Origin of the sequence: Micromonospora sp. WMMD1155 (genome assembly GCF_029581275.1) — a bacterium.
Taxonomy (GTDB): Bacteria; Actinomycetota; Actinomycetes; order Mycobacteriales; family Micromonosporaceae; genus Micromonospora.
This window is the reverse complement of record NZ_CP120742.1, coordinates 2,979,123-3,002,441: the sequence shown is the minus strand read 5'-3', so window position 1 is coordinate 3,002,441 and position 23,319 is coordinate 2,979,123. Positions and strand designations below refer to the sequence as shown.

The window sequence follows — 23,319 nt, the reverse complement described above, 5'->3', positions numbered from 1 at the left end:
CCCGAACCGGCATCCGGAGGAGAACCGTGCTGCTCAGCGTCAACGTCTTCGTCAGCCTCGACGGGATCATGCAGGGACCGGGCAACCCCGACGAGGACCGCTCGGGCGGCTTCGACCGGGGCGGGTGGCTCGTCCCGCACGCATCCGCGCACACCAACGAGGTGGTCGAGGGCTGGTTCCGGGAGGCGGAAGCCTTCCTCTTCGGCCGCACGAGCTACGGCCTGCTCGGCGGGTACTGGCCCAAGGTCACCGCGCCCGACAACCTGATCGCCGCCAAGCTGAACACGCTGCCGAAGTACGTCGTCAGCAGGACGCTGACCGACGAGGAGGCCGAGTGGAGCCCGACCACGGTCCTCCGCACCGGCATCGTCGACGACGTGCGCCGGCTCAAGGGGCTCCCCGGCCGGGAACTCCAGGTCCACGGCAGTTGGGAACTCGTGCAGGAGCTGCACCGGGCCGGGCTCATCGACCTCTACCGGCTACTTCAGTACCCCGTCGTGGTCGGCACCGGAAAACGACTGTTTCCGGAGGGAACGACGCCCGCGACGTTCGACACCTCAGGAGACGCGCGGGTGCTGCCCGGTGGCGTCGTCTCGCTGACGCTGACGCCCACGAGCCGTGGGGTGATCCCCGCGGGCGCGTACTCCGTGGAGAGCGGTCACTCGACGCCGGTCCTCGACTGACGCCGACGCCCCGGCCGTCGTACACATGTTCTATCCACAGGTTGTGGACGGCGGCTCGGACCGCACAACGGGTCCCGGCGGGAATTCTGCCGCCGCCGGGCGGGTACGGTCCGGGGATCGACGCCGGTCCGGCCGGAACCCGTCGTACACATGTTCTATCCACAGGCTGTGGACGGCGGAGGGTTCGATGGCGTACCAGCTCAGCGCGGTGGTCGCGGACGTGGAGCTGCTCCGCGAGCAGACCGCCGGGCTGGATCACGCGGTTCTCGGCGAGCTGCGCCAGGATTTCGGGCTGCTGCCGGTCACCCCGCAGTTGGTGGTGGAGTTGACCGGGTCGCTGCCGGACTTCGCGACGGACGACCGCAGCGCTGAGCACCCGTTCGGCCTGGTGTTGTCGCCGACGCTCGTGGAGTCGCTGGCCCGCTGGTCACAGGCGGGGCCGGTGGCGTATCTGGAGGCGGAGTTCGGTGGTGGCGCCGGCTACCAGTCGGCGGCGGTGTGGCTGGGTGGGGCGCTGACCTGGGGGCCACACTTCGACGACGAGTTGGACACGTCGCGCGAACAGTGGCCGATCAACGGGGCGCTGGCCCGCCTCGGTAGCGAGCCCGGCGATTGGATCGACCCGTTCGCCGAGTTGGGGTTGCACCTGGAGCGCAACACCGAGGGTTGGCTGGCGCACGGGCGACGTCGACTCAGCGCCGACTACTGGGACGAACTGGTCGAACAGTGGGAAAACCAGTAATCCGACTGCCGCCAGCAACCTGAACGCCCCCGTTCCGTTGGGGACTGGGGGATTCCATGAAATTGCGACAATTTGCTTTTATTGCCACGCTGATGACGGCTGCCTCGATCGCAGGCAGTGGCGTACCGCCGACCGGGTCGATCCCGGACGGACGGCCCGCCGGCAGCGTGGAGATCATCGACCTGAACGGCCTGCGCAACATCGAGTTCGGCGACACCGAGGACGAGCTGACCCGGCGCGGCATCCTGCGTACCGACCTGGACGCCTGCGGGCCGATGCTCGTCGGCCACGACACGGTCAGCCCGGTCTTCATCGAGGACAGACTGGTGCTGCTCTGGGTCGGCGACCCGATGCGGACACCCGAGGGCATCACCGCGGGCTCACCCGTCGGCCAGGTCTGGGCGCGTTACCCGCTGGTGACCCGGCTCGCCGCTCCACAGGGGACACACCGCCTCGACGGGCTGCTCGCCCGCAGCGGCGACCGCGCGTACCTGTTCCTGCACGACGGCCGCACGGTCCGAAAAACCATCGCCGGGTACGCGGACTGGGCCCGCCGCCTCTTCGACGAGGGCACCGGCCCGTGCTGAGTCGCCGTCACGGGCGACCCGACAAGCCGATTGTTGGGAATCAACCTTCGTGAAACCATCTCCCCGCTCGCGCAGATCGCGCGACTCATACGGGGGAGCCAATCGTGCGACCAACCAACCACGGTCCACTGTGGAGACAAGTACTCAGGTGGACGGCTGTGGCCGCCATCAGCGCCGCCGGGTCGGGCCTACTCACCGGTCCTGCCGCCGCCGCCCCGACCGACGAGCCGTCGGCCCGACCCGCCGTCACGACGACCGAGCGACCGCAACCGCCAGCCGCGTCGGCAGGAGCACCGGTCACCCCCTCGGCTCCCGCTTCGGCCCAGGTCGCCAAGACCCCGGCGACGGTCGACAGCGCGTCCGCCACCTGCGGCGGGCAGCTTCCGCTGGGCAAGGTCAAGAACTGCGCCTCTATCGCGGGCACCGCGAAGCAGACCTGGAAGATCGTTTCAACGGTCGACCAGGACACCCTGTTCGTCCGGCTCCGACAGGTCTCGGGGGACAGCGTCGGGGCCGAGGTGAAGAACTCCGACGGCGACCACGTCTGCTACGTCAGTTCCTATCTGACCGACTGCAAGCTCGACGCCGCGGGCACCTACAAGGTGACGGTGGCGCTCAGCTACAACACCGGCAACGCCGCCTACTCGCTGTCGGCTGAGTCGATGCGCGCACCCTCCACCTGCGCCGAGTTGCCCAAGAGCTTCTTCTCCTTCGCCTCTACCGGACGCAGCGGCACCCTGCCCGCCGGCCTGGCCGCCCGCTGCTTCACCTTCACGCAGCCCGCCGAGACGGTCCTGCACCTCGCCGACCCGGGCGGGGCCGAGGACATCCAGGGCCCCATCCTGAACGGGCAGTTCGAGCCGGTCTGCACGGTGCGCTACCCCACGGAGTGCACGCTCCGGGGCGCCGGACCGTACCGGCTCTTCCTCCAGGAGACCTATGGCAACACGGCCGCCTACACCCTCAAGATGCCCCGGCTCTCGCAGTCCGTCGGCTGCCCGGCCCTGTCCCTGACCGCCTTCGGGGACCCGGGCGCGGCAGTCGGGACCGGCACCGTGCCACCGAACCAGGGGATCAGCTGTCAGGCTCTGCGGGTCACCACCCCCGGCCGCCTGGTCGTCCGCTTCGATCAGTACGCGGACCAGTCCCTCTACTGGTATCTGTACGACGACGCCGGCCGGGTGGTGTGTTCGGAGTACGACTCCTGGCGATCCTGCGCCGCACCGACGGCTGGCTCCTACACGCTCGTGGCGCAGAACTCGAACTGGGAACCGACCACCTACCAGGTGGCGGTGGCCCGGCTCGACCAGACCGAAGGCTGCGCCGCACCCGCCGGGCTCGCCTGGGACCAGCCGACCCTGACCGTGCACCAGACCTCGGCCGTGCAGACCAACTGCCAGCCGTTCCACGGCGAGGCCGGTGAGCGAGTCATGGTCTACCGGGCTCCGGACCGGTACAACGACGTCTTCTCCTGGATCGTCGACGAGCAGGGTGCCGTGCTGTGCACGGAGTGGACGGAGGAGGACGGCTGCGAACTTCCGTCCACCGGCACCTTCCGGGTCATCTCCTACCTCTCCCGCTGGGACTCGGAGAGCACCAATCTGACCTACCGGTTGCAGGTACGCGCCCTCTCGGACTCGACCGGCTGCCCGACCGTCACGCCCGGGGCGTACAACGCCGCTCCGGCCGGCGCGCTCGGTGGCATCCGCTGCCGCGTCCTGGACCTGCCCGAGGGCACCTTCCGGGTCAAGGCGGTCGGCGAGGACACCTACCGGCAGTACGCGACCGTCTACGACGGCGCCGGACACAAGGTGTGCACTGACGTGTGGTGCAAGGTCCCCGTTGCCGGGCGGTACACCCTGGTGCTCAGCGGAGGCGCACCGACCTCGGTGATCGACAACAGCCTGCGGTACCACCTCGCCGTGTTGCCGTGGCTTCCGTCCGACTGCCGACCGGTGTCCGACGTCGGCTGGCAGGACGCCCCGGTGCGGGGGCAGTTGGCCACGCCGGCGCAGTTCGACTGCCTCGAACTGAGCAGCCCCGCCGGCGCCCTCATCACGGAACTGCTCCCGGGTGACGCCACCGGACCCGGATCGCCCAGCGTGACGGTGATCGACTCCACCGGGGCGTTCATCTGCGACTCGTCCTGGGGGCTGCGCCAGTACCACTGCGAGCTGACCGGCCAGGCACCGTTCCTCGCCGTGCTCAGCTCGGACGACGGCGATGCGGACGGGCCGTACTCCCTCGCCTTCGCCCGCACCGACGGCCCGCCCGCCTGCCCGGAACTTCCGGCTGGCGCGACGGGTGCCACGGTGGCGACCGGCGCGGACCGGTTCGGGGTCTGCCTCTCGATCCCGGCCGATGCGCGGGCTGCCACGGAGTCGATCACCTGGAAGCGGACCGGCGGGACCGGTGACGCACGCCTGTCGGTCTTCGACTCGGCCGGGCGTCGCTACTGCGGTCCGACCGGCTACGCCGTCGAGCGGACGATCACCTGCTCGCTACCCGCTGGCCCGGTCACGGTGATCCTGGAGGCGGACGGCGTCGACGCCACCTACCAGCTCACCCACCGGGATGCGAGCCTGCCCGCGAGCTGACCTACCGGCCGAATGACGAAACGCCCGGTCGATCCTCACGGATCGACTGGGCGTTTCGCACTTCAGAGCGGTGGCGGAGGGATTTGAACCCTCGGAGGGCGTTAACCCTCACACGCTTTCGAGGTCTGCGATCATGCGTCCGGACCGGTCCGACAGCGCACATGACCAGCAGTTGACCTGTCCGTCGAACCGCCATGGACGGCCGGCGAACTCGTCGAGATCTTCCAGCGGCTCACCCCGGTACAGTCCACAGCAATCATGAGCGATCCGGCTCGGGCCAAGGCCGTACGCCACGAACTTGCCGACGTTCTCGCCTACCTGCTCCGCCTGGCGGACGAACTCCTGGTCGACCTTGCCACGGCCGTGCAGGCGAAGATGGGTCTCAACGCTAGGCGCTACCCAGCCGACCAGTCACGCAGTCGCAGTGACAAGTACGACACGTACGAGAACCAGCCATAGGCTGGTGCCACGTGGCACTGCTCGACACACGTTCCGCGTTTGCACCTTGCGGCCAGCTCGATTCGCAGGGCATGTTTCCTACGTGGCGCAAATCCCTTCATACCCTACCGAAATCCGTTGTGCGCGGGCGAACATTACGGAATACGATTTAGTGGATCAAAGCAATGGACAAGGTACTAACTGCTGAGCCCCGTCAGCCAGCCCAAACCGCCCCAGGGTTTGTGCGCCCGGCGTCAGCGTGTTCGGCTCCCCCTGCCTGATGCGGGCGGATTGGGGTCTCGCCAGCCTGTCTCGCAACGCATAGGATCGTTCATCCCCTATCCATTGCGGATGGGGGGAAGCCGCAGCCGGCGAGAGAGGGCCACCATCATGGCAAAGAAGCTTGAGAGCGACATGATGCCGCTTACCAAGCTATTCTCGCAAGATTTCTTCTTCCGCATCCCCGATTACCAGCGACCTTTTTTGTGGGACGATGAAGATTTCACCAACCTGATCGATGATTTGGGGAGCGCACAACGAGATGAACCATACTTCTTGGGCACGCTCGTACTACACAAGATTAAACAGGGAGAGTATGACGTTGTAGACGGACAGCAACGACTCACAGCCCTCTGCATCCTCATGGCTTGCATGCGAGACTCTCTCGACACCACCGATGACAAGACGCTGACGACGGAGATCCACGAGAAAATCTTTCAAGCAGCCAAAAAACTGGACTCAATCCCGGCGCGCAATAGGCTCCAGGTCAAAGATCAGGCCGTCTTCAACTCCATGATTGGCACTCAGGGCGGTGCAGCGCAACCCCTTCCTAGCTCCGACCTCAAGAGTGCGATCAATCGTCGCTACGAGGCGGCCCGGAAGATTTTCTGGAACAAGTTGCGGCTGATGCGGGAGCATGATCGCGAAAGCTTGGCGATCTTCGTGACACAGAATTGCACCTTTATTTACGTAGCTACGGACACTTTCGAGGACGCGTTCCGCCTCTTCACTGTAGTCAACGACCGAGGCAAGCAGCTCCGCAGGATCGACGTACTCAAGGCCTACAACCTCGACCCTGCATACGTCACGACAGCCGATTCCAGGACCAAGTATGCCCGCCAGTGGGAGGAGATGGAGGGCCGCCTAGGCGAGGCAGAGTTCGAGAACATTTTCAGCTTGCTGCGCCTGCTCTACATAAAAGAGAAGACGCAGTTCGATCTGCACAAGGAATTCGAGAGGAAGATCCTCGGGCAGCCCAATATGCCCAAGCCTGGGCCCGAATTCATGGATCAACTGGAGAAGTACGTCGACCTCTACGACGCGCTCTTCGTTGATCGAGACATATTGGATCCCGCCGGCGACCAGCCTCATGTGGCATATAGAACGCTCATCGACGCGATGGTAACGTACTTCTCGGCTTCGGAATGGAAGGCATGCCTGCTTGCCTTTGCGGCGAAGTTCGACAAGGAGCGCCTGTACGATTTCTTGTTGACCATCGAGAAAGTCTACTTGGACCACTGGATCACTGGCACGCGCAAGGATGAGCGCTACGGCGTTTACACGACGATTCTCAAGGAGATTGACAGGGCGACATCAGCAGACCAAGTGATCTTCACTGTGGCAGTGTCGACCGAGAACATAGAGGCCGGTTGCCGTGCGAAGAATTTCTATGGCGCGAGCCATGCTAAATACTTGCTTGTTCGGGCGGAGATCGTCGCGGACGAACTGGATCATGTCCGCCACTTCCAAGTCCGCTCCATCGAGCATGTCCTACCCCAGAATCCCAAAGAGGGGGGGAATTGGGATATGACGTTCAGTGATTCCGAGCATCAGGAGCTGATCGATTCGGCGGGCAACCTCGTCCTCTTAAGTAAAAGCAAAAACTCTAGAGCCGGCAATCGGGAGTTTGAGGAGAAGAAGTCAACGTACTTGAAGGACCGCGTGACTTCCTTCCCTAGGAGCGTTCAGGTTCTCGGATATTCGGATTGGACTCCAGACGTTATCCGAGCACGAACCGAGGACTTTGCCAAGACAGTTCTAAAGGATCCACAGACCAGACCCTAATTGCTTTTGTCGCGCGGCCGCCTGCCATCTCTGAACATCCTCGTAAAAGTTCACCAGATGAATCCTGAACGTCGGCTTCAACCGGTGTCCGTGTCGCACTAATGGTCAATAGGCGTCTCGCGTGTGATCTGTGGTTCGAATCGGGATGGCACGGCGGAAGACTGGCTGCTCGTTACACCGAGCGGCAGCCTGGCCAGCACGCACGCACGGATCACAGCGACGTCCTCGTAAACACCGCCGCCGGCCGCCTGATCGTTGAGTACGACGGCGCCTACTGGCACCGACCGGATGCAAAAGTACTTGTCGATGCCTCCAAGAGCCGCCACCTGCTCACCGCCGGCTATTACGTAGCCCGCCTCCGAGAAGACGAATTACCAACACTAGGGATTGACCACCCCCGCTACCGGGAGTTCCGCGTGTACGCGACATTTCCCGCCCACGGGAGGCGATGGAGGCTATACGGGTGGTTGTCGACCGCGCCCGGCAATTGACCCTAAAGTCCTTGTCCACAGCAATGACGGAAACCCCGGGAAGGTTATTTCACTCGCACACAATGCCGAACTCACAGAAGTTCCAGTCATTCATTTTGTGGCGGAGTAACTAATCGTTGCAGCATCGCAGATTCCATCGTCGGCCGTTAACCTGCCTTGCTTGGCGGGCGTTCACCATCCATTCGTAAGGTCGGCGGAGGCAGCAAGCGTGCGGGGTCGAGCGCCGATGGACCCAACTCAGAAACTGAGACCAGAAGCGGAACGCCCGGCCGGTCCTCACGGACCGGCCGGGCGTTCTCGCTGTTGCGAGCGGTGGCGGAGGGATTTGAACCCTCGGAGGGCGTTAACCCTCACACGCTTTCGAGGCGTGCTCCTTAGGCCGCTCGGACACGCCACCGCCGACGAGGGTACAGGACCGCTGGTTCGGACGCCGAACCGGTATCGCCCCGGCCGGCCTGGCAGGATCTTTGCCATGAGTACGCACATCGGCGCGAAGCCGGGCGAGATCGCCGAGCGGGTCCTGATGCCGGGTGACCCCCTGCGGGCCAAGTGGATCGCGGAGACCTACCTCGAGGGCGCCACCTGCTACTCGACGGTTCGGGGCATGCTGGGTTTCACCGGCCGCTGGAACGGCGTCGAGGTTTCCGTCCAGGGTTCCGGCATGGGCATGCCGTCGGCCTCCATCTACGCCCACGAGCTGATCAACGAGTACGGCGTGAAGACGCTGATCCGGGTCGGCTCGTGCGGGGCCCTCAGCACCGACCTGCAGCTGCGGGACGTGGTGGCGGCGATCGGGTCGTCCACCGACTCGAACATGAACCGGATGCGCTTCGACGGGCTGATCGACTACGCCCCGGTGGCCGACTTCGGGTTGCTGCGTACCTCGGTCGAGGTGGCCGAGCGGCGCGGCATCAGCATGCACGTCGGGCCGATCCTGGCGGCGGACGCCTTCTACACCGACCGACCGGACCTCTACGACACCCTCGCCGACTACGGCGTGCTGGCGGTGGAGATGGAGTCGGCGGCGCTCTACACGATCGCCGCCCGCTTCAAGGCCCGCGCGTTGACCGTGCTGACCGTCAGCGACCACATCAAGACCGGCGAGAAGACCACCTCGGAGGAGCGCGAGCAGACCTTCAGCCAGATGGTCGAGATCGCCCTCGACACGATCATCGCCTGATCCGTTCCGGCGAAGGGCGGCTCACTGCCGAGAGCGGTATGACTCAGAGGTATAAATATGCCTCAGAGTCATACCGCTCTTTCGCACCAGGCTCGCCCGCCCAGGCAGAGGCAGCAGCCCGGTCAGACCGCGGCCAGCGCCTCGGTCGGCGCGAGGCGGGCGGCGCGCACCGCCGGGTAGAGGCCCGCGAAGCCGCCGATGACCAGTGTCGCGCCGACGCCGCCGAGCATCGCCCAGGCCGGAACCACTGTCGGCCAACCCTGGGACAGGGCGTACCCCGAGGTGACCAGGATCCCCAGCAACACCCCACCGAGCCCGCCGAGCGCGGAGAGCAGCAGCGACTCGGCGAGGAACTGGGACCGCACCTGACCCCGGGTGGCTCCGAGTGACCGGCGCAGGCCGATCTCGGCCCGTCGTTCCAGCACCGAGATCACCATGGTGTTGGCCACACCGACCCCGCCGACCAGCAGTGCGACAGCGCCCAGGCCCAGCAACAGGCCGGTGAACGCGTCGTCGGTCGCCTGGGCGGCGGCCAGCGCGTCCGAGGGCCGGGAGACCTCCACCTCGTTCGGCGCCTCCGGGTTGGTGGTCGCGCCGAGCACCGACCGGACCGCCTCGACCTGGGACTCCTGTGCCCGGGTGTAGACGGTGGTCGGGTGGCCGTCGAAGCCCAGGTACTCGGCCGCCGCCGCCCAGCCGATCAACGCCGAGGTGTCCAGTTCCGGGGCGAGTGGCGCGGCGGCGAGGGTGCCGACGACTGTGAACGGCCGCCCACCGAGCCACACCTGCACCCGCGGGTCCGCTGCGGTGATCCCGAGCCGCTGCGCCGCGGTGGCACCGAGCACGACCGCCGGATAACGGGCCGTGGCCTCGTTGAGCCAGGTGCCGGTGGCCAGTTCGGCTCCGACGGTGGTGAGCAGGTCCAGCCGGGCCGCCTGGGTGGCGAGGCCACCGGTCTCCGCCGCCGGGATCCGGTCCGAGCGGTAGACCTTGGCGTCGGCGACCTGCCCGGTCGCTGACACGTCGGTCACCGGGCCGATCCGCCCGATCATCGCGATCGACTCCTCGGGCAGTTGCGCGTCCGCGCCGAACAGGGTGTTGCCCGGCTCGACGGTGAGCAGGTTGGTGCCGAGCGCGTCGAGCGCCCGGTCCAGCTCGGCCCGGGACGACGAGGAGATGCCGACGACCGCGATCATCGCGGCGATGCCGATCGCGATGCCCAGCGCGGAGAGGAACGCCCGCAGCGGACGGGTCCGCAGCCCCACCCCGCCGACGCGCAGGATGTCCGCCGGTCCCATCCGGGCCGGGTTCAGCGTCGCCATCAGCCGACCCCGCCCGGCGCGTAGGCCGAGTCGTGTCGCACCGCGCCGTCACGCATCCGTACCTGCCGGGGCAGACTCTCCGCGATCTCCCGGTCGTGGGTGATCACGAGGACGGTGGTACCGGCCCGGTGCAGGTCGTGCAGCAACTCCAGCACCCCCGCGCCGGAGCTGGAGTCGAGGTTGCCGGTCGGCTCGTCGGCGAGCAGCACCGCCGGCTCGCCGACCACCGCGCGGGCCACCGCCACCCGCTGCCGCTCACCCCCGGACAGCTCGTGCGGCCGGTGCCCCAACCGGTGGCCCAGGCCGACCCGGACCAGCGCGGCCTCCGCGCGCTCGCGCCGCCTCCTGCGGGGTACGCCGGAGTAGAGCAACCCGTCGGCCACGTTGTCCACGACCGGGACACCGGGAGCCAGATGGAACTGCTGGAACACGAAGCCGATCCGGGTGGCCCGCAACGCGGACAGCTCCCGGTCGCTCAGCTTGGCCGCGTCGTACCCGTCGACGTGCACGCTGCCCGACGACGGCCGGTCCAGGGTGCCGATCAGGTGCAGCATCGTCGACTTGCCCGATCCGGAGGGGCCGACGATCGCCACCAACTCGCCGTAGCCGACCCGCAGCGACACGTCGTCCAGGGCGACGACATCTCCGGCGTACCTCTTGCTGACCCGGTCGAGGACGACCACCTCGCTGGTCACGTCGGCACCACCACCGCCATGCCCTCGGTGAGGTCCGCGCCGTCGACCTCCACCCGACCGTCGGCGAACAGCCCGGTCGTGACCGCGAGGATCCGGGTCGCGTCGCCCTCGGCGACCTGGACCCCGTAGCCGCCCTCGGCGAGCGCCAACAGCGCCGCCACCGGCACGGTGAGCACGTCACGGCGCTCCGAGACGGTGAACGTGACGTCGGCGCTGGCCTGGTCGAAGCCCGTGAGGGCCTTCGGGTCGGTCACCGCGACCGTCACCTCGATCTTCGTCTCGACATCGCCGGACTGCCCGTTCGCACCGGCCGCGCCGGGCTGGACGACCGTCTCGACGGTCCTGACGGTGCCGTCCACCGCGCGGCCGTCCGGCAGCTTCACGGCGACCTTCGCGTCGCGCTTGGCCAACCGCTGGTCGTCCACGTCCAACTCGACGGTGACGACACGGTCGGTGCCGGTGTAGGTGAGCACCGTCTGGCCGGGCTGCGTGAGATCACCGGCGGCGGCCTGGTGGCTCTCCACCCGGACCTCCCGGTCGGCGTAGACGACCCGCCCCGGCTCGACCCGGCCGGTCTCGGCCAGACCGAGGTCCTCCTGCCAGTCCCGGACGGCGTCGGCGGTACTGCCGGTGTACTCGTCGTCGACGGTGAAACCGGTGTAGCCCAACGCCTGGAGGTTCCGCTCGAACTGCGCGACGTCGGCACCCTCCATCCCGGGGGCGAGAGTCCGGTACGCGGGCAGCCCGCCGTAGAGGAGCACCACCTCCTCGTTGTCGACCTGGTAGAGCGCCTTGCCCCGGCGCACCGTCGACCCGGTAGCCGCCAGCGCGGTGACGGTGCCGCTGAGCTTCGCCGTGGCGGTGCGTGTCGTGCCGTACCCCAGCTCGCCGTCGGCGGTCTCCGAGTCGGCGAGGGTCTGCCGGGTGACGGTGGCGGTGGCCGGTGCCGTGGTACCGGCCTGGGCGCGGTCTTCGCCGCCGCCGCCGAAGCCCATCGCGGCGACCACGCCGACGGCGGCGAACAGGAGAACGACGCCCCCGATGGCAGCGGCCCGCAGCCGCGTGCGTCGGACGGTCACCGGCCACCCCCGAACTGCGGTGCGTGCTGCCGGCACTTCTCCAGCGCGGCCTTCATGGCCGGGTCGCCGATGTTGATCGCGTTGTCCCCGGTCCCGATCCGAACCCGCCCGTCGGCGTCCGGATCCGGGAAGTCCGGCACCCCGTTCTCCCGCATGCACTTGGCCATGGCGCGCATCTGTTCGGCCTGCTCAGGGTTGAGCTGCGGCCCCTGCCCGCCGTTGGGGAGCTTGTCCCGGCACTTCTCCATGGCGGCCTGGACCTTCTGCTGGTCCACGTCGGCGCCGAACCGGAAGGCCGGACGGCCCCCCGCCTCCGGGTCGGGCATGTCCACCCCGTTCTCGCGCATGCAGCGGGCGAAGGCGAGTTGCCGGTCCGAGTCGCCGGTCGGCGTGCCGCTCGCCGTGACGCCGGCCTTCGCCCCTCCGGCGGTCGCGACCCCGCCGCCGTCGTCGCCGCGCGGGCCGCATCCGGGCAGCGCCAGGGCGAGCAGGACGGGGATCGCGAGCATCTGTCGTCGCATGGTGTCCACTTCCGCTCAGGTCCGGCGCGGTTGGCCGGACGTGTCACAAGTGCACGGCAGGTGTCGTATCTCCGGCGTAACCGTGAGCGGTTACGCCGCCGTTATCGCAGCCCGAGGACCATGGAGGGGTGAGAGTGCTGGTGGTCGAGGACGAGACCGTGCTGGCGGACGCCATCGCCGAGTGGCTGCGTCGGGAGTCGTTCGCCGTCGACGTGGCGTACGACGGGGACGCCGCGTTGGAACGGCTGGGTGTCAACGAGTACGCCGTGGTGGTCCTGGACCGGGATCTGCCGGTGGTGCACGGCGACGACGTGTGCCGGGCGATCGTCGACGCGGGTGGGGAGACCCGGGTGCTGATGCTGACCGCCGCGGCGGCGGTCCGGGAGCGGGTGGCGGGGTTGGCGCTCGGCGCCGACGACTACCTGACGAAACCGTTCGCCCTGGTGGAGCTGTCGGCACGGGTGCACGCGCTGACCCGCCGGGCCCGCCCGGCGACGCCGCCGACACTGCGTCGCGCCGGCATCCAGCTCGACCCGGCCCGCCACGAGGTACGCCGGGACGACCGGCACGTCGCGCTGTCCCGCAAGGAGTTCGCGGTGCTGGCCGAGCTGCTGCGCGCCGACGGGGCGGTGGTCTCCGCCGAGGATCTGCTGGAACGCGCCTGGGACGAGCACATCGACCCGTTCACGAACGTCGTCCGGGTGACCGTGATGAAGCTGCGCCGCAAGCTCGGCGACCCGCCGGTGATCGAGACGGTGCCCGGAGCGGGGTACCAGATCCGATGAAACGGTTGACCATCCGCGCCCGGCTCACCCTCATCTACGGAGGGCTATTCCTGCTGGCCGGCATCGTGCTGCTCGCCGTCACGTACGTGCTCGTCGATCAGCGGATGCCGCAGCCGTTCGGGGTGAAACTGCGCGACCTGCCGGTGCCCGCGACGACACCCGGGTCGGGTGGCGGGCAGAACATCGAGATGCTGCGTTCCCTGGTGGAGCAGGCGCAGGACGAGGCGAAGCGCAACGCCCTGGAGTCGCTGCTCACCCAGGGCGGCGTCGCGTTGGTGGTGGTGTCGGCGGTGGCGATCGCGTTCGGCTGGTTGCTCGCCGGTCGGGCGTTGCAGCCGCTGCAGCAGGTCACCGACACCGCCCGGCGGATCGCCGGTGCGGACACCGCCGGTCGTGGCCTGCACGAACGGATCGCGCTCACCGGCCCCCGCGACGAGGTCCGGGAGCTGGCCGACACGTTCGACGAGATGCTGGAACGGTTGGACCGCTCGTTCGACGGGCAGCGCCGGTTCGTGGCGAACGCCTCCCACGAGCTGCGTACGCCGCTGGCGCTCAACCGCGCGCTCGTGGAGTTGGCGGTCACCCGACCGGACGCGTCGGAGGAGACCCGGCGGCTGGGCGAGTCGCTCCTGGCGGTCAACGAGCGGCACGAGCGGCTGATAGACGGCCTGCTGACCCTGGCCGACTCGGAGAACGAGCTGACCGAGCGTACCCCCGTCGACCTGGCGGAGGTCTGCGCGCACCTGATCGACCAGGCCGGGCAGCGGTCACCCGCCGTGGCGGTACGGCGGACTCTGGAGCCCGCGCCGACCAGCGGTGACCCGGTGCTGTTGGAGCGACTCACCGTCAATCTGGTGGAGAACGCGTTGCGCCACAACCTGCCCGCCGACGGGTGGGTGGAGGTGCGTACCGGGCTGGTCGACGGGCGGCCCACCCTCACGGTGACCAACACCGGCCCGGTCGTTCCCGGCTACGACGTCGAGACGATGTTCCAACCGTTCCGTCGGCTGTCCCGGGAACGGGTCGCCGGTACGCGTGGCTTCGGGTTGGGGCTGTCCATCGTCCGCGCGGTGGCCCGGGCCCACGGCGGCACCGCCGAGGCGCAGCCCCGACCGGCCGGCGGCCTGATCGTCACGGTCACCCTTCCACCGGGCTGACCAGGGCCGGTTCAGCGGAAGAAGGCGCGCAGCACGGCGGAGGTCTCGGCCTCCAACACCCCGCCGTAGACCTCGGGGCGGTGGTTGAGTCGACGGTCGCGCAGGACGTCCCAGAGTGACCCGGCCGCACCGGTCTTCGGCTCCCACGCGCCGAAGACGACTGTGGCGACCCGGGCGAGCACCAGCGCACCGGCGCACATGGTGCACGGTTCGAGGGTGACCACCAGGGTGCAGCCGTCCAGCCGCCACCGGCCGCTGCGCTCGGCGGCCCGGCGCAGGGCCAGCACCTCGGCGTGGGCGGTGGGGTCGCCGGTCAGCTCCCGTTCGTTGCGTCCGACGGCCAGCTCGGTGCCGTCCGGCCCGTAGAGGACCGCTCCGACCGGCACGTCGTCCACGTCGGTCGGGCCGTCGGCGGAGTCGGCCGGGCTGGTGACGGCGATCTCCAACGCGCGCCGCATCCACAGCTCGTGCCGTTGCCGTCGCCCGATCTCACCCAGGTCGGCGAGGCCCTCGTGGGCGCCGGGCCCGGCCCGCCCCACCGCACCGGGGGTGGGCTGCCCCGGCCGGATCGACTCCAGCGAAGGATCGGTGGCGTCGGCCGGCTCAGACCTCACGCAGCTCCTCGACCTCGTCCGCGCAGCCGAGGACCTGGCAGATCTCGGCGGTGACGTCCGCCGGCATCATCCCCTCGTGCGCGCACAGGGTCAGCAGCTTCTGCGCGGAGATGCCGAGGTTGGCCAGCAGGTCGGCGTCACCGACCGGGTCGGCCTCCGGGTCGACGACGGGCTGTTCGCTCTCGTCGTCACCGGTGGCCGCCGGGCGTGGCTCCTCGTCGCCGTCGAGCCCGGTGACCGAGGTCTTCAGGTCACCGACCAGCAGTGCACCGAGCTGGGACTCCTCGGCGTACGCGGAATCCGAACCGAACACCCGCAGGTCCTCGCCCTCGTCGAGGCGAAGGACCACCAGGTACGCGTCATCCGCCTCGACGAAGAGCAGCGACACGTCGGCCTCCTGGTCGACGTCCCGCAGCCGGTCGGCGACCTCGTCGATGTCGGTGGCGCCACGCAGGCTGACCTCGGCGGCGGTCCAGCCACTGTCGTCGCGCACCACGGCCGCAGCGAAGTACGACACGGTCCCCCCAATAGCCCCTCGGCACAGCGCCGACTCGTTACGCGTGCACGTTAGCCGGTCAGGTCGGCAGGCGACCGGTCAACGCCCCGAAGGGCCGGTCATTCCTGTCAAAGTCGGATCAGCCGGCTACCCGTCGGCGGGTGGCGATGAGCTGGCGTAGACGCTCGGTGCGCTGCCGCTGGGGTCGGCTGCGCTGACGGACCGCACGGGCGCCCGCCAACTCGGCCAACAACTGAAGGCGACGGCGGCTGCGATCGGGGTCCTGTCGCGGGGTGGTCCAGGCCATAGTGCCGAGCGTGCCGAGTCTCGGCGGCCACGTCAAGACGGCGTTCGCTACGCAGCCAACCGGGCACACCGCGCAGTCGTCGACGCTGTTACGGAGCCGTTTCGGGGTGCTTACGGGAACTGCCGGAGCCGGTCACCACAGCGGCCAGTCACCGCTGCCGGCCCAACGGACCGCCAGCACGGCGGCGGCGATGCTCCAACCCCCGGCGGTGACGATGGCGACCCCGGTGGCGACCCCCCGGTCTCCGTGGCGGACCAGCACCAGGGCGCTCGACCAGGCCAACAGCCCGGCCACCACGGTCCACCACGCGTAGCTGGCCACGTCGGTGCCGAGCAGACCGAACAGCAGCAACCAGGCCGCCGCCGCGCCGCCGCCGGCGGCGACACCACCACCGGTGACCGGGTGCGGTTCGCGGTAGGTGGGGCGGTGCGGGGGCCCGGCCGGGAAGAGACCCGAGGGGGTACGCGCCACCGGACGGACGACGGCACCGGGATCCGGGCCGGGGTCGTATCGGGCGAAGGTCACCGTCGCTGCCCTCCCCTCACGCGCGTCGCTCGTGCCCACGGTACCGGCTCTGCCAGGATGACCGGATGCCGTCGCCGACGATCGACCGCCGCGCTCGTTCGGCGTACCCGATCCTGCTGCTGCTCGCCCCGGTGCTGGCCGCCGGCTGCGCGACCACCCGGCCGGGGGTGCCCGCCGACGGCGCCGCGCCGACGCCACCGGTGGTCTGGGCGACAGCCGATCAGCCGGCGGCGCCGTCACCGACGGCCGACCGTCCGGCACCCACCCCGACGCCGTCGTCGGCCGGGCCGTCGACGGGGGCACCGCGCGCCGGGCTGCGGCATGTCTTCCCGGTACGCGCCGACGACGTCGACTACCACCCGACGCACGGGGCGTACCCGGCCACCGACCTCTTCGCCGACTGCGGTGAGCCGTTCGTCGCGGTGACCGACGGGACGGTGCTGGAGGTGAGCCGGGTCGACCGGTACACCAAGCGCGGGCCGCAGGGCCCGGAGAACGGCGGCCTGTCGGTGTCCCTGCTCGGCGACGACGGGGTGCGCTACTACGGCTCGCACCTGAGTGTCGTTTCCAGCGGCATCGATGCCGGGGTGCGCGTGCGGGCCGGGCAGCAGCTCGGCAAGGTGGGGCGCACCGGCAACGCCAACAACGTGTGCCATGTGCACTTCGGCATCTCGCCGCCGTGCACCGGCAAGGACGGCTGGTGGATCCGGCGCGGGGTGCTCTGGCCGGCGCGTTACCTGGATTCCTGGCGGCGCGGTGGCAATCGGGAACCGGCCACCGAGGTCACCTTGTGGCAACGCGAACACGGCTGCCCGAAGGCACCCTGACATGGCCGGCGCGAGAGATCCCATCGCCGACCTGCGTCGGATCGCGTTCCTGTTGGAGCGGGCGAACGAGGCCACCTACCGGGTCCGCGCGTTCCGGTCGGCGGCGAAGGCGTTGGCCGGTCTGCCCGCAGCCGAGGTCCAGACCCGGGCGGCCAACGGCACGCTCACCGAGTTGGCCGGGGTCGGCGACGTGACTGCCCGGTGTGTGGCGGAGTCCGTGGCCGGTGAGGAGCCGGTCTACCTGCGCCGGTTGGTGGCGACCGAGGGCAGCGACCTGGACGCCGAGGCGACGGCGCTCCGCGCCGCCCTGCGGGGCGACTGTCACACCCACTCGGACTGGTCCGACGGCGGTTCTCCGATCGAGGAGATGGCGTTGGCCGCTGTGGAGTTGGGCCACGAGTACCTGGTGTTGACCGACCACTCGCCCCGACTGACGGTGGCCCGGGGGTTGACCGCCGACCGGCTGCGTCGGCAGCTCGACTACGTGGCGACGGTCAACGCGGCGCTGCCCGAGGGGTTCCGGATCCTCACCGGTATCGAGGTGGACATCCTCGCCGACGGCTCACTGGACCAGGACGAGGATCTGCTGGCCCGCCTGGATGTGGTGGTCGGGTCGGTGCACAGCGGCCTGAAGGACGAACGGTCGAAGATGACCAGGCGCATGGTGAGGGCTGTCGCCAACCCGCACCTGGACATCCTCGGTCACGTCACCGGCCGGATGGTGTCGTCCCGCCCGACGGGCGTCACCGGGCCCGGTGACCGTGGGCACCGCGCCCGGACGCGGGCGGAGAGCGACTTCGACGCGGACGCCGTCTTCGCCGCCTGCACGGAACACGACACCGCCGTCGAAATCAACTCCCGGCCGGAACGGCAGGACCCGCCGAAGCGGCTGATCCGCCGCGCGCTGGAGGCCGGTTGCCGGTTCGCCATCAACACCGACGCGCACGCACCCGGCCAGCTCGACTGGCAGCGGTTCGGCTGCGAGCGGGCCGCTCTCTGCGGCGTGCCCGCCGACCGGGTCGTCAACACCTGGTCGGCCGAGCAACTGGTCGAGTGGACCCACAGCCGCGCCTGACCTGGACGCCCCGCTCGCCTCCTTCCGGCCCGCCATCCGCCGGCTCCGTGATGCGGCGGGTCTCAGTGACGGACCGGCTCAGCGGCGGGCGCGGCGGGAGCGCCGACGCCTACCACCGGGCTGGTCCGGCGGCGGCCGATGACGCCCTGCGAGACCGCGACACCGAGCAACACGATGAGCGCGCCGACCGGCTGGTGCCAGTTGAGTCGTTCGCCGAGCGCCACCGCGCCGATCAGCACGGCGAAGATCGGGATCAGGTAGGTGACGGTGGAGGCGGTGCTCGCGCCGGCCACCCGGATGTTGCGCATGTTGATCACGAAGGCGAGCCCGGTGCCGAGCGCGCCGAGGGTCAGCACGCTGGCCACCACGCCCAGCGACAACTCGGTCGGGAGCGGCGGCAGGCCCGCGACGAACGGGGTGACGATGGCCAGTTGCCCGGCGGCGAGCAGCAGTTGCGCGGCGGAGAGCGAGAGGCCGGAGTGGGTGCTACCGGCGACGAACCGCTTCTGGTACGGAATCGCGACTCCGTAACAGGCAGCCGCGCCGAAGCACATCAACTGCCCGGTGAAGTGCGCGCCGCCGATGCCCTCCCAGACCCCGAGGACCACCAGCACGCCGACGAAGCCCAGCCCGAGCCCGACGGCACGGCGCACGGTCAGCCGCTCGGTGCGGAAGACCAGCACCGCCAGCGGCAGCACGATCAGTGGGGTGGTGGCGTTCCAGATGCCGGCCAGCATCGACTCGACCCGCTGCTCACCGTAGCCGAACAGGGTGAACGGCACGGCCACACCGAACGCCGCGACGACAGCCAGGTGCGCCCAGACCCGGGGCTCGCGGGGAAGCCGGTCACGCAGCACGGCGAGGACGACCAGCAGGGTCAACGCCCCGGCGCCGACCCGGTAGAGGGTGAGTTGGACCGGGTGCAGCTCGGCCACCCCGATCTTGATGAAGAGGAAGCTGGAGCCCCAGATGGCGGCGAGGGCGAGGAAGCCCGGCAGCCAGGCGCTCAGCGGCGCCTTGTCAGGAGTGGAATCGGTTGTCACCCCTGACACTTTGCCCTACCCGTACGACAGAATCGCACCCCTTTCCGGATGTCCCACCGCGCGAAACCCCAGCCTGGACACGGCAAACGTCATCGACACGAGAGTGGGGTGGTCACGTAGGGTCGCAGCGTGGGACGAATCGATGAAATCGCCAACCGATACGTAGCCGAATGGGCGCCCTTGAGCCCTACCGGCGCGACCTTCGTCGGCATCGCCGGCCATGACGACAAGCTCGACGACCTATCGCCCGAGGGCTACCGAGCGCGCGCGGACCTCACCCGCCGGACGCTCGCCGAGTTGGAGGTGACCGAGCCGGCGACCGAGTTGGAACGCACCGCCAAGGAGTCTATGCAGGAACGGCTCGGCCTCGACCTGGCGCGCTACGACGCCGGTGAGGCGACCAGCGAGGTGAGCGTCATCACCAGCGGGCTGCACGAGATCCGCATGGTGTTCGACCTGATGCCGAGCGCGACCAGCGACGAGCAGGCCAACGTCGCCGCCCGGCTCAACGGCTTCGCGGGCGCGTTGGAGGGCTACAAGACCACGCTGCGCGAGGCGCTCGCCGCCGGCGAGGTCAGCTCGAAGGTGCAGTTGGTCGAGGTGGCCAAGCAGTGCGACATCTGGGTAGACCCGGCCCGGGACAACTTCTTTCACGGGCTGGTCGAGCGGCTGGGCGCGGACGGCGCGCTCGGCGCGGACCTGCGTCGCGGCGCGGCGGCGGCGACCGCGGCGACGGCCGAGTTCGGCCAGTTCCTGCGTAACGAGATGGCCCCGCACGGGCGGGACAAGCAGGCCGCGGGGCGGGAGCGCTACGAGCTGGCCTCGCAGTACTTCCTCGGCGCCAAGGTCGACCTGGACGAGACGTACGCCTGGGGGTTCGCGGAGCTGGCCCGCCTGGAGGCGGAGATGCGGGTCGTCGCCGGGCGCATCGCCGGTTCGGGTGCCGGCGTCGACGAGGCCGTGGCCAAACTGGACGCCGACCCGGAGCGGACCATCCGCGGCAAGGAGGCGTTCCGGGACTGGATGCAGGAGCTGGCCGACAGTGCCATCGCCGAGCTGCACGGCACGCACTTCGACATTCCGGAGCAGGTCCGCCGCATCGAGTGCTGTCTCGCCCCGACCAGCGACGGCGCCATCTACTACACCGGCCCGAGTGAGGACTTCTCCCGCCCGGGTCGGATGTGGTGGGCGGTGCCGCAGGGCATCAGTGACTTCTCCACCTGGCGGGAGGTGACCACGGTCTACCACGAGGGCGCGCCGGGTCACCACCTCCAGGTGGCGCAGACCGCCGTCCGGGCCGACCTGCTCAACCGCTGGCAGCGGTTGCTCTGCTGGGTCTCCGGGCACGGCGAGGGCTGGGCGCTCTACTCGGAGCGGCTGATGGACGAGCTGGGTTACCTGGAGGACCCGGGCGACAAGCTGGGCATGCTCGACGGTCAGGCGATGCGGGCGGCCCGGGTGATCGTGGACATCGGCATGCACCTGGAGCTGGCGATCCCGAAGGACAACCCGTTCGATTTCCACCCGGGTGAGCGGTGGACGCCGGAGCTGGGTTGGGAGTTCATGCGGGCGCACTGCCGGGTACCGGACGAGAACCTGCGCTTCGAACTGAACCGCTACCTGGGCTGGCCGGGGCAGGCGCCCTCGTACAAGGTGGGTGAGCGGATCTGGCTTCAGGCCCGTGAGGACGCCAAGGCCCGCAAGGGCGCGGACTTCGACCTGCGGGAGTTCCACCGGCAGGCGCTGGACCTGGGTGCGCTGGGTCTCGACCCGCTGCGTCGGGCGCTGGCCCGGCTCTGATCGGGCGACGGCTGCGCGCGGCGGGACGAATCCGCCGCCGCGCGCAGTCGGGTTCCTCAGCCCAGGGTCAACGCCAACGCGGGCCTGGCGGTGAGCGTGTCACTGGTGACGTACGCCAGGTCGATGACCGGGTCGGTGAACGTGATCGGGATGGGCGAGGTGACCGGCAGGCCCTCCGGGAGCGGCAGGTCCGGCGTCAGCGTGATCTTGATACCGAGCAACCGGCCGACGAACCGGGTGGCGTAGAAGGCGACGTTCCCGCTGACGGTCAGCCGGTCGGTCGCGTACCGCTGGTTTCGCCCGGCCGGGCCGTCGGCGCGGAGCAGGAAGTCGTCGGTCACCGCCTCCCGCATGCTGAACTTGAGCACCGTGAGGTCGCCCTTCACCGTGTGCAGGTCGGTGATCCCGTCGAACCGCAACCCGGTCATCCGGACCGACGACCCGGTGAGCTTGGACGGTGTCTGCGCCACAGTCGGCAGGCCCGGGTCGGGGGCGATGCGCGGCAGCGGCTGTCCCGGCCGTACCGGGCCCGGCTTGTCGGGTACCGCCGGACCGCCCGGCCTGCCGGCGGGCGACGACGGGCAGGCGGCCGGTCCGGGAGCCGCCGTCGGCGTGCCGCTCGGTGACACGGTCGGGCTCGCCGACGGCGTCGGTGTCTCCCTACGGCGTCCACCGGGGAGCAGGTCACCGATTCCGTCCAGGATGTCGGTGATCAGGTTGCCACGCCGGGTCGGGCTCGGCGTCGGCGTCGCGGTGGTGCGGGTGGGCGACGGCGTGACGGTCCGGGACGGTGTCGGGCAGGTGGTCGTGCTGGGTCGGTTCGGCGCGGCCTGCACCGCTCCGGGCGGGGCGGCCAGGCCGGCAGCGGCGAGGCCGAGCACCACGACTGCGACACCGAAGGCCCTCGGGTCGGGCTGCCTGACGGACGGCTGTTCCTGGCTGGACGCGTCGGCCAGGCCGGTCGGAGCCGGGTGGTTCGGCGCGTCGGCGTCGGGCACGGGCGAGGCCGGGTGGTTCGGCGCGTCGGGCACGGGCGGGGCCGGGCGGGTCGGAGCGTCTTCCGCGTCCGACGCGAGTGGTGCGGGATGGTTCGACACGTCGCCCGCGAGCGGTGCGGGGTGGTCCGACACGTCTCCCGCGTCGGGCGTAGTCGGTTGGATCGGCGTCCACGCGAAGGCGAGCGCGCTGCCGACGATGCCGAGCAAAAGACCGACGAAGAAGCCGCCGAGGTTGAGCCCGATCAGCGAGTAGACAGCGGTCACCGCGGCGACGACGGAGTAGAACAGCCGCTGCGCCGGGGTGAACCAGAGCAGCAGGCCGCAGGTCACCAGGATGACCGGGATCAACAGCGCGAGCAGACCGCTGGCTCCGCTGTGGAAGCTCAGACCGTTGACCGTCATCCGGGTGGAGGCGAACATCTCCAGCCCGGCCAGGGCGGTGAGCAGGCCACCCCAGAACGGTCGGCTGCGCTGCCAGCGGCGGAAGAGCCGCCACGCCTGAGCCGGACCGCCGGGCCGGGCGTGGGACGGATTCGCGGTTGTCACGTACTCCTCCTGGCCGAGCGGGGACGGGGACACGGGCCGGGCCCGCGGTGCTGAGCGCCGCGGGCCACGACTCAGCTCAGAAGCACTCCTTGCCCTTGGCGTCGTCGCCCGCGTTGACCTTCAGTCGGAGGCCGACCAGGTTGAACGTGGCCGCCGTGGTGTAGCGGGACACCTGTTGCAGGTTGGTGATGGTGACGTGGTCGGAGTTCTGGCCGAACGAGCCGGCCTGCGCCGTCGGGTTCAGGTCGGTGGCATCGCGACCAATCTTGATGTTGGTGAAGGTCGCGTTGCCGTCCAGCGAGTCCATCGCGATCAGCAGGTCCTTGGCGCGGGCGGGCTCCTTGCCCTCACCGGCGTTGATGGTGAGCACCACCGGCAGGCCCGGCAGGTCGGCGCGGACCGACTGGCAGAGGCTGTACAACTCGGCGCTGCTGATCTCGGACAGGGCGACCGGGTGGGCCTGGCCGGCCTTGCCGGCCTTGCCCTTCTCCCGGACGATGCCGCCGTACTGCTTGAATCCGTCGCCTTCGAGGCGATCGGCACCGATCTTGAACGTCTGCCCGGAGACGGTGATGTCGGACGCGATCGCGCCGGTCGACATTCCGAACAGGATGGCGCCGGCGGCGGCCGTGGCGGGGACCATCATGGCGGTGAACCGCCACCACCGGGTACGCCCCTGACTTCTCGAACGATCCTGCACGGGTTCCTCCTCGGGCTGGATGCGTGCGGGTGGCCGGTCCGGAAGTG

The 23,319-nt window shown here is 69.5% G+C and carries 22 protein-coding genes, 1 tRNA gene and 1 pseudogene; 12 read left to right on the top strand and 12 right to left on the bottom strand.

Translation table 11 applies throughout. The annotated features are described in order from the left end of the window. Nucleotides 1-26 precede the first annotated feature (26 nt). The 6 genes from O7617_RS13630 (at nt 27) to O7617_RS13605 (ending at nt 7,111) form a co-directional block, all read left to right on the top strand. Entirely contained in the window at nt 27-683 is a 657-nt protein-coding gene (locus tag O7617_RS13630) for a dihydrofolate reductase family protein (RefSeq protein WP_282263912.1), read from the top strand. Nucleotides 684-870: 187 nt separating this feature from the next. Next, on the top strand, nt 871-1,425 hold the full coding sequence (locus tag O7617_RS13625; RefSeq protein WP_282263910.1) for a hypothetical protein: 555 nt from the start codon (nt 871-873) through the stop codon (nt 1,423-1,425). 92 nt (nt 1,426-1,517) lie between these two features. Continuing rightward, entirely contained in the window at nt 1,518-2,012 is a 495-nt protein-coding gene (locus tag O7617_RS13620; RefSeq protein ID WP_282263908.1) for a hypothetical protein, read from the top strand. Nucleotides 2,013-2,170: 158 nt separating this feature from the next. Further along, nucleotides 2,171-4,609 (top strand): hypothetical protein, encoded by a 2,439-nt coding sequence (locus O7617_RS13615; RefSeq protein WP_282263907.1) that lies wholly within the window; start codon nt 2,171-2,173, stop codon nt 4,607-4,609. A gap of 177 nt (nt 4,610-4,786) precedes the next feature. After that, nucleotides 4,787-5,068: a MazG-like family protein gene (locus O7617_RS13610; RefSeq protein ID WP_282264731.1), complete on the top strand. Its 282-nt coding sequence runs from the start codon at nt 4,787-4,789 to the stop codon at nt 5,066-5,068. Between the two features lie 369 nt (nt 5,069-5,437). Further along, nucleotides 5,438-7,111, top strand: coding sequence for a DUF262 domain-containing HNH endonuclease family protein (locus O7617_RS13605; RefSeq protein ID WP_282263906.1), 1,674 nt, complete (start codon nt 5,438-5,440; stop codon nt 7,109-7,111). A gap of 801 nt (nt 7,112-7,912) precedes the next feature. On the opposite strand, the gene O7617_RS13600 is transcribed toward O7617_RS13605, so the two are convergent. Further along, nucleotides 7,913-7,999 (bottom strand) — tRNA-Ser (locus O7617_RS13600). Between the two features lie 75 nt (nt 8,000-8,074). Between O7617_RS13600 and deoD the strand changes: the two genes are divergently transcribed. Next, nucleotides 8,075-8,782, top strand: a complete 708-nt coding sequence (gene deoD, locus O7617_RS13595; protein ID WP_030328147.1) for a purine-nucleoside phosphorylase — start codon at nt 8,075-8,077, stop codon at nt 8,780-8,782. A gap of 122 nt (nt 8,783-8,904) precedes the next feature. On the opposite strand, the gene O7617_RS13590 is transcribed toward deoD, so the two are convergent. The 4 genes from O7617_RS13590 to O7617_RS13575 are packed head-to-tail and all read right to left on the bottom strand — an operon-like array spanning nt 8,905 to nt 12,399. Continuing rightward, complete coding sequence (locus tag O7617_RS13590) at nt 8,905-10,104, bottom strand: ABC transporter permease (RefSeq protein ID WP_282263905.1); 1,200 nt, start codon at nt 10,102-10,104, stop codon at nt 8,905-8,907. Then, nucleotides 10,104-10,787, bottom strand: a complete 684-nt coding sequence (locus O7617_RS13585; protein ID WP_282264730.1) for an ABC transporter ATP-binding protein — start codon at nt 10,785-10,787, stop codon at nt 10,104-10,106. Before O7617_RS13585 ends, O7617_RS13590 begins: the two co-directional genes overlap by 1 nt. Before the next feature lie 8 nt (nt 10,788-10,795). Further along, nucleotides 10,796-11,878: a peptidoglycan-binding domain-containing protein gene (locus tag O7617_RS13580; RefSeq protein ID WP_282263904.1), complete on the bottom strand. Its 1,083-nt coding sequence runs from the start codon at nt 11,876-11,878 to the stop codon at nt 10,796-10,798. After that, the gene (locus O7617_RS13575) at nt 11,875-12,399 is read right to left on the bottom strand and encodes a hypothetical protein (protein ID WP_282263903.1); all 525 of its coding nucleotides are present in this window, start codon (nt 12,397-12,399) and stop codon (nt 11,875-11,877) included. Before O7617_RS13575 ends, O7617_RS13580 begins: the two co-directional genes overlap by 4 nt. Nucleotides 12,400-12,527: 128 nt before the next feature. Between O7617_RS13575 and O7617_RS13570 the strand changes: the two genes are divergently transcribed. After that, nucleotides 12,528-13,184: a response regulator transcription factor gene (locus O7617_RS13570; RefSeq protein WP_282263902.1), complete on the top strand. Its 657-nt coding sequence runs from the start codon at nt 12,528-12,530 to the stop codon at nt 13,182-13,184. Next, nucleotides 13,181-14,341, top strand: coding sequence for a HAMP domain-containing sensor histidine kinase (locus O7617_RS13565; RefSeq protein ID WP_282263901.1), 1,161 nt, complete (start codon nt 13,181-13,183; stop codon nt 14,339-14,341). The genes O7617_RS13570 and O7617_RS13565 overlap by 4 nt, the downstream gene beginning before the upstream one ends. Nucleotides 14,342-14,352: 11 nt before the next feature. Here the strand turns inward: O7617_RS13565 and O7617_RS13560 are convergent, their stop codons facing one another. The 4 genes from O7617_RS13560 to O7617_RS13545 all read right to left on the bottom strand — a co-directional run bounded on the left by O7617_RS13560 (nt 14,353) and on the right by O7617_RS13545 (nt 16,229). Beyond that, nucleotides 14,353-14,799, bottom strand: a complete 447-nt coding sequence (locus tag O7617_RS13560; protein WP_282264729.1) for a nucleoside deaminase — start codon at nt 14,797-14,799, stop codon at nt 14,353-14,355. Nucleotides 14,800-14,944: 145 nt separating this feature from the next. Then, a complete protein-coding gene (locus tag O7617_RS13555; protein ID WP_282263900.1) occupies nt 14,945-15,472 on the bottom strand; it encodes a tRNA adenosine deaminase-associated protein in 528 nt (175 codons plus the stop codon). Nucleotides 15,473-15,590: 118 nt separating this feature from the next. Further along, complete coding sequence (locus tag O7617_RS13550; RefSeq protein WP_167454701.1) at nt 15,591-15,758, bottom strand: hypothetical protein; 168 nt, start codon at nt 15,756-15,758, stop codon at nt 15,591-15,593. 132 nt (nt 15,759-15,890) lie between these two features. After that, nucleotides 15,891-16,229: a hypothetical protein gene (locus tag O7617_RS13545; protein WP_282264728.1), complete on the bottom strand. Its 339-nt coding sequence runs from the start codon at nt 16,227-16,229 to the stop codon at nt 15,891-15,893. A 119-nt stretch (nt 16,230-16,348) separates the two neighbouring features. Between O7617_RS13545 and O7617_RS13540 the strand changes: the two genes are divergently transcribed. Both O7617_RS13540 and O7617_RS13535 read left to right on the top strand, forming a co-directional pair. Continuing rightward, the gene (locus O7617_RS13540) at nt 16,349-17,110 is read left to right on the top strand and encodes a peptidoglycan DD-metalloendopeptidase family protein (protein WP_282263898.1); all 762 of its coding nucleotides are present in this window, start codon (nt 16,349-16,351) and stop codon (nt 17,108-17,110) included. Nucleotide 17,111: 1 nt separating this feature from the next. After that, nucleotides 17,112-18,185: a PHP domain-containing protein gene (locus tag O7617_RS13535; protein WP_282263897.1), complete on the top strand. Its 1,074-nt coding sequence runs from the start codon at nt 17,112-17,114 to the stop codon at nt 18,183-18,185. Here O7617_RS13535 and O7617_RS13530 read toward each other — a convergent pair. Then, a pseudogene (locus O7617_RS13530) lies at nt 18,068-19,228 on the bottom strand (DMT family transporter); the annotation flags it as partial. The gene O7617_RS13535 and the pseudogene O7617_RS13530 overlap by 118 nt on opposite strands. A 129-nt stretch (nt 19,229-19,357) precedes the next feature. Between O7617_RS13530 and O7617_RS13525 the strand changes: the two are divergent. Then, nucleotides 19,358-21,028 (top strand): DUF885 domain-containing protein, encoded by a 1,671-nt coding sequence (locus tag O7617_RS13525; protein ID WP_282263896.1) that lies wholly within the window; start codon nt 19,358-19,360, stop codon nt 21,026-21,028. 56 nt (nt 21,029-21,084) lie between these two features. On the opposite strand, the gene O7617_RS13520 is transcribed toward O7617_RS13525, so the two are convergent. Both O7617_RS13520 and O7617_RS13515 read right to left on the bottom strand, forming a co-directional pair. Further along, a complete protein-coding gene (locus tag O7617_RS13520; RefSeq protein ID WP_282263895.1) occupies nt 21,085-22,572 on the bottom strand; it encodes a DUF6114 domain-containing protein in 1,488 nt (495 codons plus the stop codon). 76 nt (nt 22,573-22,648) lie between these two features. Next, the gene (locus O7617_RS13515; RefSeq protein ID WP_282263893.1) at nt 22,649-23,272 is read right to left on the bottom strand and encodes a DUF6230 family protein; all 624 of its coding nucleotides are present in this window, start codon (nt 23,270-23,272) and stop codon (nt 22,649-22,651) included. Nucleotides 23,273-23,319: the final 47 nt, after the last annotated feature.

Excerpts from the sequence above, each read along its gene's own strand:
- O7617_RS13565 (WP_282263901.1), top strand. The coding sequence starts at position 13,181 with ATGAAACGGTTGACCATCCGCGCCCGGCTCACCCTCATCTACGGAGGG.
- O7617_RS13560 (WP_282264729.1), bottom strand. The coding sequence starts at position 14,799 with ATGCGGCGCGCGTTGGAGATCGCCGTCACCAGCCCGGCCGACTCCGCC.
- deoD (WP_030328147.1), top strand. The coding sequence starts at position 8,075 with ATGAGTACGCACATCGGCGCGAAGCCGGGCGAGATCGCCGAGCGGGTC.
- O7617_RS13625 (WP_282263910.1), top strand. The coding sequence starts at position 871 with ATGGCGTACCAGCTCAGCGCGGTGGTCGCGGACGTGGAGCTGCTCCGC.
- O7617_RS13575 (WP_282263903.1), bottom strand. The coding sequence starts at position 12,399 with ATGCGACGACAGATGCTCGCGATCCCCGTCCTGCTCGCCCTGGCGCTG.
- O7617_RS13550 (WP_167454701.1), bottom strand. The coding sequence starts at position 15,758 with ATGGCCTGGACCACCCCGCGACAGGACCCCGATCGCAGCCGCCGTCGC.
- O7617_RS13620 (WP_282263908.1), top strand. The coding sequence starts at position 1,518 with ATGACGGCTGCCTCGATCGCAGGCAGTGGCGTACCGCCGACCGGGTCG.
- O7617_RS13590 (WP_282263905.1), bottom strand. The coding sequence starts at position 10,104 with ATGGCGACGCTGAACCCGGCCCGGATGGGACCGGCGGACATCCTGCGC.
- O7617_RS13535 (WP_282263897.1), top strand. The coding sequence starts at position 17,112 with ATGGCCGGCGCGAGAGATCCCATCGCCGACCTGCGTCGGATCGCGTTC.
- O7617_RS13540 (WP_282263898.1), top strand. The coding sequence starts at position 16,349 with ATGCCGTCGCCGACGATCGACCGCCGCGCTCGTTCGGCGTACCCGATC.
- O7617_RS13605 (WP_282263906.1), top strand. The coding sequence starts at position 5,438 with ATGGCAAAGAAGCTTGAGAGCGACATGATGCCGCTTACCAAGCTATTC.